The 14,939-nt window shown below is 72.3% G+C and carries 10 protein-coding genes; 5 read left to right on the top strand and 5 right to left on the bottom strand.

Annotated elements, in window-relative coordinates; all coding sequences use genetic code 11:
- Positions 1-19 precede the first annotated feature (19 nt).
- The 4 genes from ACFQGL_RS11435 to ACFQGL_RS11420 all read left to right on the top strand — a co-directional run bounded on the left by ACFQGL_RS11435 (position 20) and on the right by ACFQGL_RS11420 (position 9,152).
- Positions 20-4,042: a discoidin domain-containing protein gene (locus ACFQGL_RS11435; RefSeq protein ID WP_377509687.1), complete on the top strand. Its 4,023-nt coding sequence runs from the start codon at positions 20-22 to the stop codon at positions 4,040-4,042.
- Between the two features lie 165 nt (positions 4,043-4,207).
- Positions 4,208-5,788: an alkaline phosphatase D family protein gene (locus ACFQGL_RS11430; RefSeq protein ID WP_377509684.1), complete on the top strand. Its 1,581-nt coding sequence runs from the start codon at positions 4,208-4,210 to the stop codon at positions 5,786-5,788.
- Between the two features lie 242 nt (positions 5,789-6,030).
- Positions 6,031-7,248 carry an MFS transporter gene (locus ACFQGL_RS11425; protein ID WP_377509681.1) on the top strand — a complete coding sequence of 406 codons (1,218 nt, stop codon included), beginning with the start codon at positions 6,031-6,033 and terminating at the stop codon, positions 7,246-7,248.
- Between the two features lie 113 nt (positions 7,249-7,361).
- Entirely contained in the window at positions 7,362-9,152 is a 1,791-nt protein-coding gene (locus tag ACFQGL_RS11420; RefSeq protein ID WP_377509678.1) for a gamma-glutamyltransferase family protein, read from the top strand.
- 16 nt (positions 9,153-9,168) lie between these two features.
- Here the strand turns inward: ACFQGL_RS11420 and ACFQGL_RS11415 are convergent, their stop codons facing one another.
- The 5 genes from ACFQGL_RS11415 to ACFQGL_RS11395 form a co-directional block, all read right to left on the bottom strand.
- On the bottom strand, positions 9,169-10,572 hold the full coding sequence (locus tag ACFQGL_RS11415; protein ID WP_377509675.1) for a carboxylesterase family protein: 1,404 nt from the start codon (positions 10,570-10,572) through the stop codon (positions 9,169-9,171).
- Between the two features lie 147 nt (positions 10,573-10,719).
- Positions 10,720-11,346, bottom strand: a complete 627-nt coding sequence (locus tag ACFQGL_RS11410) for a response regulator (RefSeq protein WP_377509672.1) — start codon at positions 11,344-11,346, stop codon at positions 10,720-10,722.
- Complete coding sequence (locus tag ACFQGL_RS11405; protein ID WP_377509669.1) at positions 11,343-12,596, bottom strand: sensor histidine kinase; 1,254 nt, start codon at positions 12,594-12,596, stop codon at positions 11,343-11,345. Before ACFQGL_RS11405 ends, ACFQGL_RS11410 begins: the two co-directional genes overlap by 4 nt.
- Before the next feature lie 5 nt (positions 12,597-12,601).
- Entirely contained in the window at positions 12,602-13,054 is a 453-nt protein-coding gene (locus ACFQGL_RS11400) for an ABA4-like family protein (RefSeq protein WP_377509666.1), read from the bottom strand.
- The gene (locus ACFQGL_RS11395) at positions 13,051-13,980 is read right to left on the bottom strand and encodes a hypothetical protein (protein WP_377509663.1); all 930 of its coding nucleotides are present in this window, start codon (positions 13,978-13,980) and stop codon (positions 13,051-13,053) included. Before ACFQGL_RS11395 ends, ACFQGL_RS11400 begins: the two co-directional genes overlap by 4 nt.
- Before the next feature lie 167 nt (positions 13,981-14,147).
- On the opposite strand from ACFQGL_RS11395, the gene ACFQGL_RS11390 reads away from it, so the two are divergent.
- Entirely contained in the window at positions 14,148-14,894 is a 747-nt protein-coding gene (locus ACFQGL_RS11390; protein ID WP_377509660.1) for a VOC family protein, read from the top strand.
- Positions 14,895-14,939: the final 45 nt, after the last annotated feature.

The following is a 14,939-nucleotide window of genomic DNA, read 5'->3' as shown; positions in this document are numbered from 1 at the left end:
TGTCGTGTCTGGAGGCAAGATGCCCGAGCTATCGCCCATGTCCCGGCGTACGTTCCTCTCCGCCGGAGCCACGCTGCTCGCGTCGGTCGGGGTGACCGCGGTCCTACCGGACGCCGCCGTCGCCGCCGCGCCCGCAACCCCGCCGCCCCCCACCGACCTCGCCCGGTACCGCCCGGTGGCGGTCTCCTCGACGGACTACGCGCCGACCCCCGGCACGTTCGCCGTGGACGGTCTGCCGCAGGTCGGCGTGCGGGGCAGTGGGTGGCGGGCCGCCACCGGCGATCCGCAGTGGATCTCGGTCGACCTGCAGGCGCCGTGCCACATCGAGGCGGTCACCCTGGTCTTCGAGGCCACGCTCGCCGACGGGCCGTTCGACGGCAACTACACCGACACCGACGGCGACGAGATCCTCTCCAGCGCCGCGACGGCGTACCGGATCGAGGCCTCCACCGACGGCCGGGAGTGGCGGTCGGTGTACGAGACCACCGAGGGGCAGGGCGGCGTCCAGGCCATCAAGCTGCCCGAGCCGGTCACCGCGCGGTGGATCCGCATGACGGCCACCAAGCGCTCGAACGGCAACCCGGTCGGCCTCAACGGCTTCCAGGTCTACGGCACCCCGCTGGGCAAGCGGCCGGCCGCCGAGGGCTGGACCAGCTGGGACGGCGGCAACACCGGGCCGGCGCCGGAGCTGACCGTTGCCGCCGACGGCACGGTGCCGCTGGAGTCCGGCTGGTCGTTGACGATGGACGACTTCGCGGGCACCGCCGACGGCGCGGAGCTCTCCACCAGCGGAGTCGACGTGCGGTCCTGGCTGCCGGCGACCGTACCCGGCACGGTGCTGGGGACCCTGGTCGACCAGGGGCACCTGCCCGACCCCGTCTCCGGCTTCAACAACATGCGCATCCCGGAGGCGCTGTCCCGGCACACGTGGTGGTACCGGCGGGCGCTGCGGCTGCCGCGCGACCTGGACACCTCGGCCGGTCGCCGGATCTGGCTCGAGTTCGACGGCATCAACCACGAGGCGACGGCCTGGGTCAACGGAGTGCAGGTCGGCAGCGTCGCGCACCCGTTCGCCCGTGCGGCCTTCGACATCACCGACGCCCTGGCCGGGCATCGCGGCGAGCACGTCCTCGCCGTCCGGGTCACCCCGATGCCGCATCCGGGCACCCCCGGTGACAAGGGCACCGACGGCCGTACGTTCCTCCAGTCGGCCCACCACTACCTCGACGCGCCGACCTACCTGGCGGTGTCCGGATGGGACTGGATGCCCGCCGTCCGGGACCGGGTCTCCGGCCTCTGGGACCACGTGCGGCTGCGCAGCACCGGCGCCGTGGTCATCGGCGACCCGCACGTCGTGACCACGCTGCCGGACCTGCCGGGCACCGGCACCGCCGAGGTCACCATCAAGGTGCCGGTGCGCAACGCGGCGGACACCGCCACCACGGTCACCGTGCGGGCCGAGTTCGACAAGGTACGCGTCGAGTCGACGGTGACCGTGCCGGCGGGCGGCAACACCACGGTCACCTTCGCCCCGGAGCGGTTCCGCACGCTGCGGCTGGCCAACCCCCGCCTCTGGTGGCCGAACGGCTACGGCGAACCCCACCTGTACGACCTGAAGCTCACCGCCACCGTCCGCCGCTCGGTCAGTGACCGACGGCAGCTCCGCTTCGGCATCCGCGAGTTCGGCTACGACTGGCACCAGCCGATCGTGATCTCGCCGGCCCCGGCGTCGCCGCTGGAGTTCGTCGACGGCGCCGCGACCCAGACCGTCACGTTCGACCGGCAGCATGCCCGGCACGTGCGCATCCAGGCTGGCCGCCGGGCCACCGGGTGGGGCATCTCGATGTTCTCGCTGGCGGTGGCCGACGGCACCGGCCCGGACCTCGCTCTGCATCGGGACGCGACGGCGTCGTCGGCGGAGAACGACACCAACGTGGCCGACAAGGTCGTTGACGGCGACGCGAAGACCCGTTGGGCCTCGGCCGCCGAGGACGACCAGTGGATCCAGGTCGACCTCGGCGCGGCGGTCGACTTCGACCGGGTGACGATCCTCTGGGAGCAGGCGTACGCGCTCGACTACCGCGTCCAGGTCTCGGCCGACGGCGACACGTGGACCGACGTGAAGTCGGTCAGCAACGAGACCCCGCTCGGCAGCCGCGCGACGCAGGTCGAGACCTTCCCGACCCAGACCGCCCGGCACCTGCGCATCCAGAACGGCGCTCGGGTGACCTCGTGGGGCGTGTCGATGTGGACGCTCTCGGTGGGACGGCAGGCCGAGCCGGGCGTCGACCTGGCTCTGCACGCCACCGCCACCGCGTCGTCCGCCGACGGCGACTCGAACGGCCCGGACCGGGCCGTCGACGGCAACCCGCGTACCCGGTGGTCCTCGAAGTACGAGGACAACCAGTGGATCCAGGTCGACCTCGGTGGGCCGGTCAGCTTCGATGAGGTCACCATCGTCTGGGAGCAGGCGTACGCCCGGGACTTCGTCATCCAGATCTCGGACGACGGGCAGCGGTGGACCGACGTGAAGTCGGTCAGCAACGCCGTCGTCCAGCTCAAGATCAGCGTGAACGGTGTGCCGGTGTTCGCCCGGGGCGGCAACTGGGGCTGGGACGAGCTGCTGCGCCGGGTGCTGCCCGACCGGCTGGCCGACACGGTCGAGATGCACCGCGACATGAACTTCACGATGATCCGCAACTGGCTCGGCAGCAGCAATCGTGAGGAGCTCTACCAGGCCTGCGACGAGCAGGGCATCCTGGTGTGGAACGACTTCTGGCAGGCCGGCCAGTTCCTGCCCAACCCGCCCGGGTACGTGGACATCGCGGCGGACACCATCCGCCGGTTCCGCCACCACCCGAGCATCGTGGTCTGGTGCGGCGCCAACGAGGGCGACCCGCCGCCGATCGTCGACGCCGGGCTCAAGCACGCGGCCGCCACCGAGGACCCGGAGATCCTCTACATCCCCAACTCCGCCGGCGGCATCGTGAGCGGCCACGGCCCGTACCACTGGGTGGACCCGGCGACGTACAACAACCGGAACACGTACGACACCGGCGCGTTCGGCTTCCACACCGAGATCGGCATGCCGGTGATCCCGGTCGTCGAGAGCATGCGCAACCTGGTCGGCGACGCGCCGGAGTGGCCGATCGGCGAGGTGTGGAACTACCACGACTGGTCGACCATCGGTAACCAGCGTGTCGGCACCTACCAGGCCGCGATCGACGCACGGCTCGGCGAGTCCGGCTCGCTCGACGAGTTCGCGGCGCGGGCGCAGTTCGTCAACTACGAGAGCCACCGCGCCATGTTCGAGGCGTGGAACGCCAACCTGTGGCAGGACGCCACCGGCCTGCTGCTGTGGATGTCGCACCCCGCGTGGCACAGCACGGTCTGGCAGACCTACGACTACGACCTCGACGTGAACGGTGCCTACTACGGCGCCCGCAAGGGCTGCCAGCCGGTGCACGTGCAGGCCGACCCCGGCACCTGGCAGGTCCGGGTGGTCAACCACACCGCCACGGCGCTGCGCGGCGTCACCGTCACGGCCCGACGCTACGACCTGAACGGCCGGACGCTGGGCACGCCCCAGCGTCAGCGCGTGGACGTCGGCCGCTCGGCGACGTCGGCGGTCTTCGCGCTCGCCGCGCCGGAGGGTGGCGGGCTGCACCTGGTCCGGCTGGAGCTGCGCGACAGCCGCGACCGGCTGCTCGCGGAGAACACCTACTGGCGGTACGACAAGGCCGAGCAGATGCGGGCACTCAACGACCTGCCGGCGGCTCGACTGTCGACGTCGACCAGCGTCGTACGCGTCATCGACGACCGGTCCACTGTCACCACGACGGTACGTAACCAGGGTCGCGCAGTCGCCGCGCTGGTCCGGCTGGCGGTGAAGGACGAGCACGGGGAGCGGGTCCTGCCGGCCCGGTACGACGACAACTACTTCTGGCTGCTGCCGGGAGAGACGCGTCAGGTGACGATCTCCTGGCCGGCACGGCCACACCTGAGCCGGCACGTCCGGGTGACGGCCCAGGCGTACAACTAGGAGTTCGCGGTGGGAGACGGCCCCGACGGTCGTCTCCCACCGCGACGGGCACCGCCACCGTCACGAGTGGGCCTGTTCATGGCGCGTTCCGGCAGGTGTCATGTCGGACAGTTGTGATCAAGGAAGCAAGGGCAACACTGCCTGGTTTCCGGAAGGCATCACTTCATGTCGAAGTCCCCCCTGACGCTGCCGCGTCGTCACTTCCTCGCACTTGGCGGGGTCGCCGCGGGTGCGGCGATCCTCGCGGCCGAGCCCGCCTCGGCGAGCTCCGGCGGCACGAACGACCACGTCACCCTGCCGGGCTACGCGTTCCAACTCGGTGTCGCGTCCGGCGATCCGACGCCGGACGGCGTCGTGCTCTGGACCCGCCTGGCACCGGACCCGCTCGCCGTCGACGGGTTCGCGGGTATGCCCGACCGTGCCGTCCACGTGCAGTGGGAGGTGGCCGAGGACGAGAAGTTCCACCGGGTCGTGCGTCGCGGCGTGGAGCGTGCCACGACCGAGTGGGCGCACTCGGTGCACGCCGAGGTGCACGGTCTTCGGCCGGACCGCGTCTACTGGTACCGGTTCCGCGTCGCCGGCCAGGTCAGCCCGGTGGGCCGCACCCGTACGGCACCGCGGCTCGGTGCGGCGCTGTCGTCGATGACCTTCGCGTTCGCAAGCTGCCAGGCCTACACCGACGGCTTCTTCACCGCGTACGAGCACATGGCCCGCGAGGACCTGGACCTGGTGGTCCACCTCGGCGACTACATCTACGAGGGCGGCGGCGCCGGCACGATCGGCCGTCCACACCTGCCGGCCACGGAGGCGTTCTCGCTCACGGACTACCGGATCCGGTACTCCCAGTACAAGCTCGACCCGGCGTTGCAGGCGGCGCACCGGGCCGCGCCCTGGGTGGTCGCGCCGGACGACCACGACGTGGAGAACAACTGGGCCGGTGACCACTCGCAGCCGGACACCGAGCCGGACCAGGACCCGGCCGTGTTCCGGCTCCGCCGGGCCGCCGCCTACCAGGCGTACTACGAGAACCTGCCGCTGCGCAGGTCGTCGATGCCCAAGGGTCCGGAGATGCAGGTCTACCGTCGCCTGACGTTCGGCGACCTGCTCCAGCTCGACGTGCTCGACACCCGGCGGTTCCGGGACCAGCAGCTCACCGACCCGTCGCTGCGGTGGGACCCGAACCGGCAGATGCTCGGCGCCAAGCAGGAGGCCTGGCTGTTGGCCGGCCTCGGCGCGTCGCGTGCCCGGTGGAACGTGCTCGGCAACCAGGTCTTCGCCATGGAGGCCGACCACACCGACGGCCCGACCGAGACGTTCGGCATGGACACCTGGGACGGGTACGCCGCCGCGCGTCAGCGGCTCTTCGACGGCCTGGCGCGGCGCAACGTCGACAACTTCCTCGTCATCACCGGTGACGCGCACCGCAGCGTCGCCGCCGACCTGAAGCTCGACTTCGCCAACCCGGCCTCGCGCACGATCGGCACCGAGTTCCTCGGAACCGCGATCAGCTCGGGCGGCAACGGGCAGGACATGGACGCGCTCGGCGTGACCTGGCTCGCCGAGAACCCGCACATGAAGTTCCACAACTCGCAGCGCGGATACCAGGTCGTGCACCTCGGCCGGCACGAGATGCACACCGACTACCGCGTGGTGCCGTACGTCAACGTGCCCGGCGCCCCGATCGCGACGCGGGCCAGCGTCTACGTGCAGAGCGGCCGGCCCGGTGTGGCGCACGTGTCGTCCTAGGTCGGCGTGAGTCCGGCGGTTGGTCGCCGAGCCGGGATGCCGGTGTCGGCGACCAACCGCCAGGCCCGCCACACGGCCGACCTCGACGGGCGTGCACTCCGCACCACCCGACGAGGGCGTTTCGGGCCATTACCGCACCTCGGGGCCGAGGTGCGGCTCATGCTGCACGGGGACAGGAGCCGCGACGGGAGGGTATCGGTGGTGTCGACCCGCAGCAGGGTCCGAGCCCGGAGGGACTGATCATGTCCAACGACAGCCGCGCCGCTGGGGACAGGTCGCCGTCGGCCGCGGCGCGGGTCGCCTTCGCGTTCTGGATCACGCTGGTGGGAACCACCGTTCCGACCCCGCTCTACCCGCTCTACGAGCGCGAGTTCGGCTTCTCGTCGCTGACCGTGACCCTGGTCTACGCGGTGTACGCCCTCGGCGTCGTCGTCGGGTTGCTGGTCTTCGGTCGGCTCTCGGACCAGATCGGCCGCCGGCCGGTCATCATCGTCGCGCTGGTCCTCTCCGTCGCCGCCGACGCCGTGTTCCTGGCCGCCGTGGACCTGGCGATGATCGTCGTCGGCCGGGTGATCGCCGGTCTCTCCGCCGCACTGATCATCGGAGCGGCGACCGCGGCGCTGGCGGAACTGATCAACCCACGGCATCCCAAGCGCGCCGCCACCGTGGCGATCTTCGCCAACCTGGGTGGTCTCGCCACCGGCACCCTGCTGGCCGGGGTCGTCGCGGACGTGGCACCCGACCCGCTCCGGCTGCCGTGGATCGTGGTGCTGGTCCTCGCGGTGGTCGCGATCATCATGATGTGGAGGGTTCCGGAGACGCTGGCGCAGCGCTCCCCGCTGACCCTGCGCCTTCAGCGCTTCCACGTACCGCCGAACATCCGCGGCGCCTTCATCCGCGCCGCGATCACCGCCGGCGCGGGTTTCGCCGCCCTCGGTGTGCTCACGGCGGTCAGCGGGCTGTTCCTGGGCATGGTCCTGCACGAGACCTCACACATCCTGGCCGGGCTGGTGGTCTTCCTGGCCTTCGCCGGCGCCGCCTTCGGCCAGCTGCTGACCCGCGTCCTGTCCTCCCGTACCGCACTGGCCTGTGCCTGCGCCGGGCTCATCGTGTCGGCCGGCCTGCTCGCGTACAGCATGTGGATGGCGATGCTCGCGACGTTGATGGTCGGCGCGGCCATCACCGGCCTCGCGGCCGGGGTGGCGGTGGGCGACGGCATCGCGACGATCACGACGAAGGCCGCTCCGGAGCGCCGCGCCGAGGCGGTGTCGACCTTCTTCGCCATCCTCTTCGCCATGCTCGGCCTACCGGTGGTCGGGGTCGGCCTGCTCATCCAGGTGATCGGCCTGCGCCCCGCCGGCGAGGTCTTCAGCGCCGTGGTGGCGGTGCTCGCGCTGGTGGTGCTGCTCAGCCTGGTCCGGGGCGGCTCGACACGGTCAAAGCCGCGGACCGCCGGCTGACCCTGCGTCGGGTTCACCCACGCTGCCCGCACTTGACCCCGCGTCGCACGGCTGCTTGCGTGACGGTCGGCCGGGCGTACGGCAGCCGGCGCGGACACGAGTGAGGTGTTGTCATGACGTTCACCACCAGACCGACACTGCAGGGGACCTTCGGCATGGTGTCCTCGACGCACTGGCTCGCCAGCCAGTCGGCGATGGGGATCCTCGAACGCGGTGGGAACGCCTTCGACGCGGCGGTCACGGCCGGGTTCGTGCTGCACGTCGTCGAACCGCACCTCAACGGGCCGGGCGGCGAGGTCCCGGCCATCGTGGCGACGGCCCAGGACCCGACCCCGAAGGTGCTGTGCGGGCAGGGGCCGGCACCGGCCGGTGCCACGATCGCGCACTTCCGGTCCCTCGGGATGGACCTCATCCCGGGCGCCGGCCCGCTCGCGGCGGCCGTGCCCGGCGCCGTGGACGCCTGGCTCCTGCTGCTGCGCGACCACGGCACGCTCTCCCTCGCCGAGGTGCTGGAGCCGGCGATCGGCTACGCCGGCGCCGGCCACCCGCTGATCGGCAGGGCCGGCGACACGGTGGCGGCCGTACGGTCGCTCTTCGAGGAGCACTGGCCCACCTCCGCCCAGCTCTGGCTGCGCAACGGCCGCCCACCGGCCGCCGGGGAGATGGTCACCAACCCGGCCTACGCGCGGACTCTGCGACGGCTGGTCGAGGCCGGGCAGGCGGCCGGCGCCGACCGCGAGGCACAGATCGAGGCCGCGCGGCGGGCCTGGGGTACGGGCTTCGTCGCCGAGGCCGTCGACCGGTTCAGCCGGCAGCCCTACCAGGACTCCAGCGGCCGTCCCCACGCCGGGCTCGTCACCGGTGCCGACCTGGCCGCCTACTCGGCGACCTGGGAGGAACCGGTCACCCTCGACTGGCAGGGCTACTCGGTGGCGAAGACCGGCTTCTGGGGCCAGGGCCCGCTGCTGCTGCAGACGTTGGCCGTCCTCGACGCGCTCGACGACACCGGCGCGTACGACACGGCGAGCGCGACCGGCATCCACGCCCAGGTCGAGGCGCTCAAGCTGGCCTTCGCCGACCGGGAGGCGTGGTACGGCGACGACGCCGACGTGCCCGCCAAGGCGCTGCTCTCCCGGGAGTACGCGCGCGAGCGCGCGGCCCTGATCGGTGCCCGAGCGTCGACGGAGCTGCGACCCGGGCGCCCGGACGGGATCGAGCCCCGCCTCGCGGCGCACGTCCACCCCGGCGCCGGTCGTCGAGCCGACCCGGGCGACCCCACCACGGGGGAGCCGACGGTACAGTCGGACGGGGTGACGCGCGGTGACACCTGCCATGTGGACGTGGTCGACCGCTGGGGAAACATGATCTCCGCTACCCCGAGTGGCGGCTGGTTGCAGAGTTCGCCCACGATCGGGGAGCTGGGCTTCCCGCTGGGCAGTCGGCTACAGATGTTCTGGCTGCAGGAGGGTCTCGCCTCGTCGCTGGCCCCGGGTCGCCGACCGCGTACGACGTTGAGCCCGACGATGGTGCACCGCGACGGGGAACCGGTGCTGGCGTGCGGCACCCCCGGCGGCGACCAGCAGGACCAGTGGCAGGTGCCGTTCCTGCTCCGGCATCTCGTCGGCGGCCAACCGCTGCAGGAGGCCATCGACGCGCCCGCCTGGCACACCCTCAGCCTGCCGGGCTCGTTCTACCCGCGCGAGATGGAGCCCGGTGTCCTGGTGGTGGAGGACCGGTTCGACGAGGACACGCGGGCGGCCCTGCGGGCGTACGGGCACGAGGTGCGGCTATCCGACGCGTGGAGCCTCGGCCGGCTGTGTGCGGTGACCCGTGACCCGGGCACGGGAGTGCTCGCCGCCGGGGCGAACCCGCGCGGCATGCAGGGCTACGCGTGCGGCCGTTGAGGCGGCGGCCCGCCCGCTAGCCGAAGTGCCGGATCTGGCCGCCCCGGCCGTCGTACGGCGCCCAGCCCTGCGCGGTCAACGCCTGCGCGCCGTTGGTGGCGAACGACAGCCAGGCCGAGCGCACCGCCGCGCCGCGCTCGGCCACCTCGGCCCAGGTCTGCCCGTGCAGCATCGGTGCCTGCGCCCAGTCGGCCTCGTCGCCGAAGAGCAGGGGAAGATCGCTGCAGTGGCAGGCCCGGTACGGCGAGGTCGACGTCGGCCCGTCGATCCGGTACGCGAAGACCCGGGCGCCGGCACGGGCCAACTGCCGGCCGAACCGCAGGGTGGGCCGGCTGAAGACGGTCCGGGTGGCCATGTCGATGACGCCGTTCTCGACGGCCCGCCCGACCAGCGGCACCCGTCGGGAGATCGGCCCGTCGGCCAGGAAGTACGCGATCTCCCGGTGGGTGGTGCCGAGCACCACCTCCAGGTCCTGTGCGCCCGATCGCCAGGCGGCCCGCCACCCGGGTACGTCGGGCAGGGGGTGCACACCGGGCACCGGCCCGTACGCCGGGGCGAAGCCGAACCCGCGCCCGGCGACGTCCCGCGCGGCCAGTTGCTGAGCCTCGACCACCTCCGCCAGCGACGCCCGCAGCGGGTCGCCGCCGAGCCGGGCGAGGAAGCGCTGCGCCACCCGCGCGGCCGCGACCTCGCTGCCCAGCCCGAGACCGAGCGGCGGGCTCTGCAACACCACCCGGCGGAACAACGGGCGGGCCTGCTCCACGCCCAGCAGGCAGGTGACCGAGTGGGCGCCCGACGACTGCCCGACCACGGTGACGTTCTCCGGGTCACCGCCCAGGTCCGCGGCGTTCTCGCGGACCCAGCGCAGTGCCTCGATCTGGTCCAGCAGGCCCAGGTTGCCCGGGGAGATCCCGGGCGCGCGCAGGTAGCCCAGGGCTCCGAGCCGGTAGGTGACGCTGACCACGACCACGTTGCCCTCGCGGGCCAGCCGGTCCGTCCGGTACCGGTCCCAGGAGCCGGCGCCGGACCGGTACGACCCACCGTGCAGCCAGACCACCACCGGCCGTCGGGCCCGGTCGGCCGCCGGAGTCACGATGGTCAGGTTCAGGCAGTCCTCCGACTGCACGCCCACCTCGGACCAGCCGGCTGCCGCCACCGATCGGGTCGGCGGCTGCGGGCTGACATCGCCGTGTTCACGGGCATCGCGGATCCCGGGCCAGGGCTGCTCGGGCTGGGGAGTGCCGAAACGCTCGGCGGTCGCGTACCGGACGCCGCGCAGGACCGTGAGCCCGGCCGCCCGCCGGCCTCGCAGCGTCCCCCCGCGCACGGCGACCAGCACATCCTCCTCGGCCGACGCCCCCGGCCCGCCACGTCCACCGGTGCCGACGACCTCAGCCTCGGTGACAGACTCGGATGGCACTGACAACCCCGCCTTCGGTTGGCGACGCCACCGCTGGCGGGCGTCCGGTGACGACCGGCCAGGGCGGCGAGACCGCGCGACCATAGCCCGACGAGAAGTCACCCGGCGCACGGCGTCACCGCCGGGAGACGCAGGTCATTTCCAAGATCAGGCGCCGCGGGCGAACAGGGCCAGGCGTACCCGGTTGGGGCTGTCGGTCTTGGTCATCAGGCTGGTGATGTGGGTCTTGACGGTGGTGACGCCGATGTGCAGCCGGTCGGCGATCTCGCTGTTGGACAGGCCCTCGGCGACCAGGTTCAACACGTCCTGTTCGCGGCCGGTCAGACCCTGCACCGGTCGCGGCGTCTCGGCGCGGGCGTGCACCGCGCGCTGCACCAGGCGTTGCAGCACCTCGGGGCTGAACGGGCTGTCACCCCCGGCGGCCCGGCGGATGCCGTCCAGCAGGTCGGCCGGAGGCGCGTCCTTGAGCAGGAAGCCGCAGGCGCCGGCGGTCAGGGCGGGATAGAGGTGGTCGTCGTCGCCGAACGTGGTCAGCACCAGCACGCGGGTCGCGGGTCGCTCGGTGAGGATCCGGCTGGTCGCGGTGATCCCGTCGACACCGGGCATGCGCAGGTCCATGACGACGACGTCGGGGACGAGCCGCGCGGCGAGGGAGATCGCCTCGCGGCCGTTGTCGGCCTCGCCGACGACCTCGATGTCGGGCTGGGCGTCACAGAGCATGCGCAGGCCCGCGCGGATGAGGTGCTGGTCGTCGACCAGCAGGACACGGATCATGCCAGCTCCGGCTCGTGCGGCGTGCCCGACGCCGCGCGACCGCGTGGCACCGACATGGCCGGCGGCCCGGCGGCGGGTGCGGACGCCAGGTGCGGCAGGACGGTACGGACCCGCCAGCCCGGGCCGGTCGGGCCCGCCTCCAGTCGGCCGCCGAGGACCTCGACGCGTTCGCGCATGCCGGTGATGCCGTGCCCGCCGCCCGGTGGCACCGGTGCCGGCGAACCGTCCCGCCCGTTGTCCGAGACCTCCCAGTGCACCGACCCGTCCCGGACGGTCACCACCAGGTGCGCCCGCGCGGACGTGCCGGCGTGCTTGGCCACGTTGGTCAGCGCCTCCTGGGTCAGTCGCAGTACCGCAAGCCCGCGTACCGCGTCGAGCGAACCGATCGCCGGGTCGATGTCGGCCTCCACGGTGACACCGGCCTGACGTGCCCGGTCGACCGTCGCGTCGAGCGCCGCCGGCAGCGCCGAGGGCTCGATCGCGGTCAGTGCCGCGTCCCCGCGTACCCCGTCGGGGTTGCGCAGGACGGCGACCAGCCGGCGCAGCTCCGCGAGCGCCGCGGTGCCGGTGCCGTGCACGTCGTCGAACACCTCGCCCACCCGGGGATCCAGGTCGGTGAGCACGTGCCGGGCCACGCCGACCCGCAGCACCATCGAGGCCACGTGGTGCGCGACCACGTCGTGCAACTCGCGGGCGATGGCACTGCGTTCGTCGGCGCGCGCCGCGCGGGTCTCCGACTCGTGCCGCCGCTGCTCGGACTTCGCCCGTTCGATGGCCTGCCGGCCGAGCTCCCGGTTGGTGCGGATGACCAGACCGAGCAGCAGCGGTACGCCGACCTCCAGGGTCAGCCCGACGACGCCGGAGGCGATCCGGTCGAGCGGATCGCCGATCGAGTCGGTCAGGTTGACCACGGTCAGCAGCGCGGCGGCCAGCGCGATGGTGCGGGCCCGACCCGCCCGCATGGTCACTTCGAGCAGGGCCCAACTGGCGCCCACCTGGTTGACCGTGATGTCGTCGAGCAGGGCGATCGCCGTCGCCAGCAGCGCGGTCTGCGTCAGCAGGTTGACCACCGGCCGACGGTGGAAGACCAGCGCCAGGCCGAACGCGAGGACCGCGAGGACCCACTGCCGGGCCGTCGGCGAGTGGCCGGGGTGCGGGCCGAAGAACAGGTAGCACAGCCCACTGAGGTCGAGCAGCACGATCCGCACGAGCGTGTCGCGCATGTCGAACAGCCGTCCCACCCACCCCACGGCGATCAGCCTAGGTGCCGGGGCGCGGCATCGGTGACCGCCGGCCGTTCCCACCTGGTCCGTACCCCGAGGTAGGCGGCCAGACCGAGCGGTCCAAGCAGGATGGTCAACACCAGCACCGGAGCCATGACCAGCGCCGGCACCCCCCGTTCGCGGCTGTCCAGCCAGGCCCACCGGCCGACGAAGAGATCGAACGCGATCAGGTGTGCCCAGCCCGCCGCCGCGCCGTCGGAGGTGCCGAGCAGGTCGCGTACACCGTCCAGGGTCGGCGACGTCACGGCCGGCAGTACCTCGCCGAACGCCGGAATCACCAGCAGCGCGTAGATCACCACGACCGGCAGCACGATCAACGGCGAGCCGATGATCCGGGTGGTCCAGGACCAGCGCGGCAGCAGGATCATCAGCGCCCAGAACGGCGCGGCCACCGCGAAGGTCAGCGTGAACAGCGTCCCGGTCATGCCGCGAGCGCCAGATCCGGGTTGCGGCGACGCGCCAGCACCAGGCCGGTGGCGGGCGCGGCCGCGACCACCAGGGCCGCCACGGCGACCAGCGTGTGGGCGTCCGGACGCAGCAGCGGCTGCCCGCGCAGGGCCTGCCAGGTCAACAGCACCGTGAGTACGCCGTACGCGCCGCCGGCGACGACCACCAGCCGTGCCCGGGTGAGCTCGTCCAGCCGTGTCCCGACGAACCGGCTCAGCAGGATCGCCAGGATCGGCAGCGCCTGCAACGCGTGCAGCCCCACGAAGTGCCCGATCCGCAGATCACCGCCGGTGGTGCTCCAGCCGAAGACCGGCAGCCCGGGCCCGCCGTCCGGTACGCCCACGCTGTGCGCGCCGGCGATCACCTCACTCCCGGTGTCCTGGCCGGGCAGCACCATCGGCATCGCCGCCAACATGCCCAGCAGGGACAGACCGAGGCCCCAACCGACCGCGGTCCGGGCGACCCGGTCGGGGATCCGCCGTTGCAGCACCACGATCCCGATGATGAGGTGCGCGACGAACAGAACCGTGATCGACAGGCCCATCACCGCGAAGATGGCGACGTTCAGGGGGGTGCTCGCGTTGAAGTGGCTGGTCGTCCCGCGGACCACCTGTACGACGATCAGCACCATCTCGATCACCGCCATCGCGACGAGGAGCGTGGCCGTCCGCTCCGCGAACCGGCTCCGACGCGGCAGGAGGGAGAGCATCCAGGCGAGAGTCGTTCCGTACAGCACGAAGGACACCGCGAACTTGAACGGCTTGAGCCAGATCGGTGCCCCGGTGAGGACGCGCGAGTCGGCGAAGACGCCGATCCCGGCGATGACGGTGAGGACCGCCATCGCGGCGACGAGGAGCATGAGTGGACGGTGCCAGTGTGCCGCCCGGCGCAGGTCGATAGTCATGTCTGTAGATGCTCATCGACTACTCATCGCAGCGCGTCCAACCGCGAGCCCCGGTTGCGGCCGGCGGTCGGAGCGCGACCTCCTCCCTGGGTAGGAGACGAAACGTGTCGTGACCCCGCTTCGCCGCTGGCACAATGGCCGGCCTGTCGACCGGACCGGGAGCGCCCATGACGACGAACGAGGACCGCGTCCAGCCGAACGAGACCATGGTGCCGCTGCTGCACTGCGTGTCTCCCGAGGAGACCCTGACCTTCTGGCGGGCGCTGGGCTTCGCGGTGACCTACGAGCAGACCAGGCCGTACGTCTATCTGGCGTTTCAATGGAGTGGGTTGCACCTGCACTACGGGCGTGCGCCGCGTGGCCTGGACCCGTCGGCCGAGACCACCGGGGGTTGCCTGGTGATGGTCGACGCGGTCGCGCCGTACCACGCGACGTTCACCGAGGCGATGCGTCGCGCGTACGGCAAGGTGCTCGTCAAGGGGTTGCCCCGGATGACCCGCTACCGGTCCGGTGCGTCGCGGTTCAGCATCGTCGACCCGTCGGGCAACACCATCATCTTCATCCAGCGCGACGAGCCGGCCGAGGTGGAGTACGGCGGGTCGAAGGCGTTGCAGGGGTTGGCCCGGGTGCTCGACAACGCGCGGATCCTGCGCGAGTTCAAGACCGACGACCGGGCGGCCTTCCGGGCGCTCAGCTCGGGGCTGCGCCGCCACCGCGATGACGCGTCGGCGGTCGAGCAGGGGTTGGCGCTCGCGGGGCTGATCGAGCTGGCGGTCGCCCTGGACAAGCCGGGCGTGTCGGAGTGGGGGAATCGCCTGGCGGCGCTCCCGCTGACCGCCGATGAGCGTGCGCGGGTGCAGCAGGCGGTCGCCGACCCGACCCTGCTCGAGCCGTGGTTGCCCGAGCGGGGATGACCTGACGGAGCGGGCCCGCACCGGTCGGGTGCGGGCCCGTTCGGT

Source organism: Micromonospora vulcania (assembly GCF_042658605.1).
GTDB lineage: Bacteria > Actinomycetota > Actinomycetes > Mycobacteriales > Micromonosporaceae > Micromonospora > Micromonospora vulcania.
Note: the sequence above shows the minus strand (reverse complement) of the source record. Positions and strands in the feature narration are given on the sequence as shown.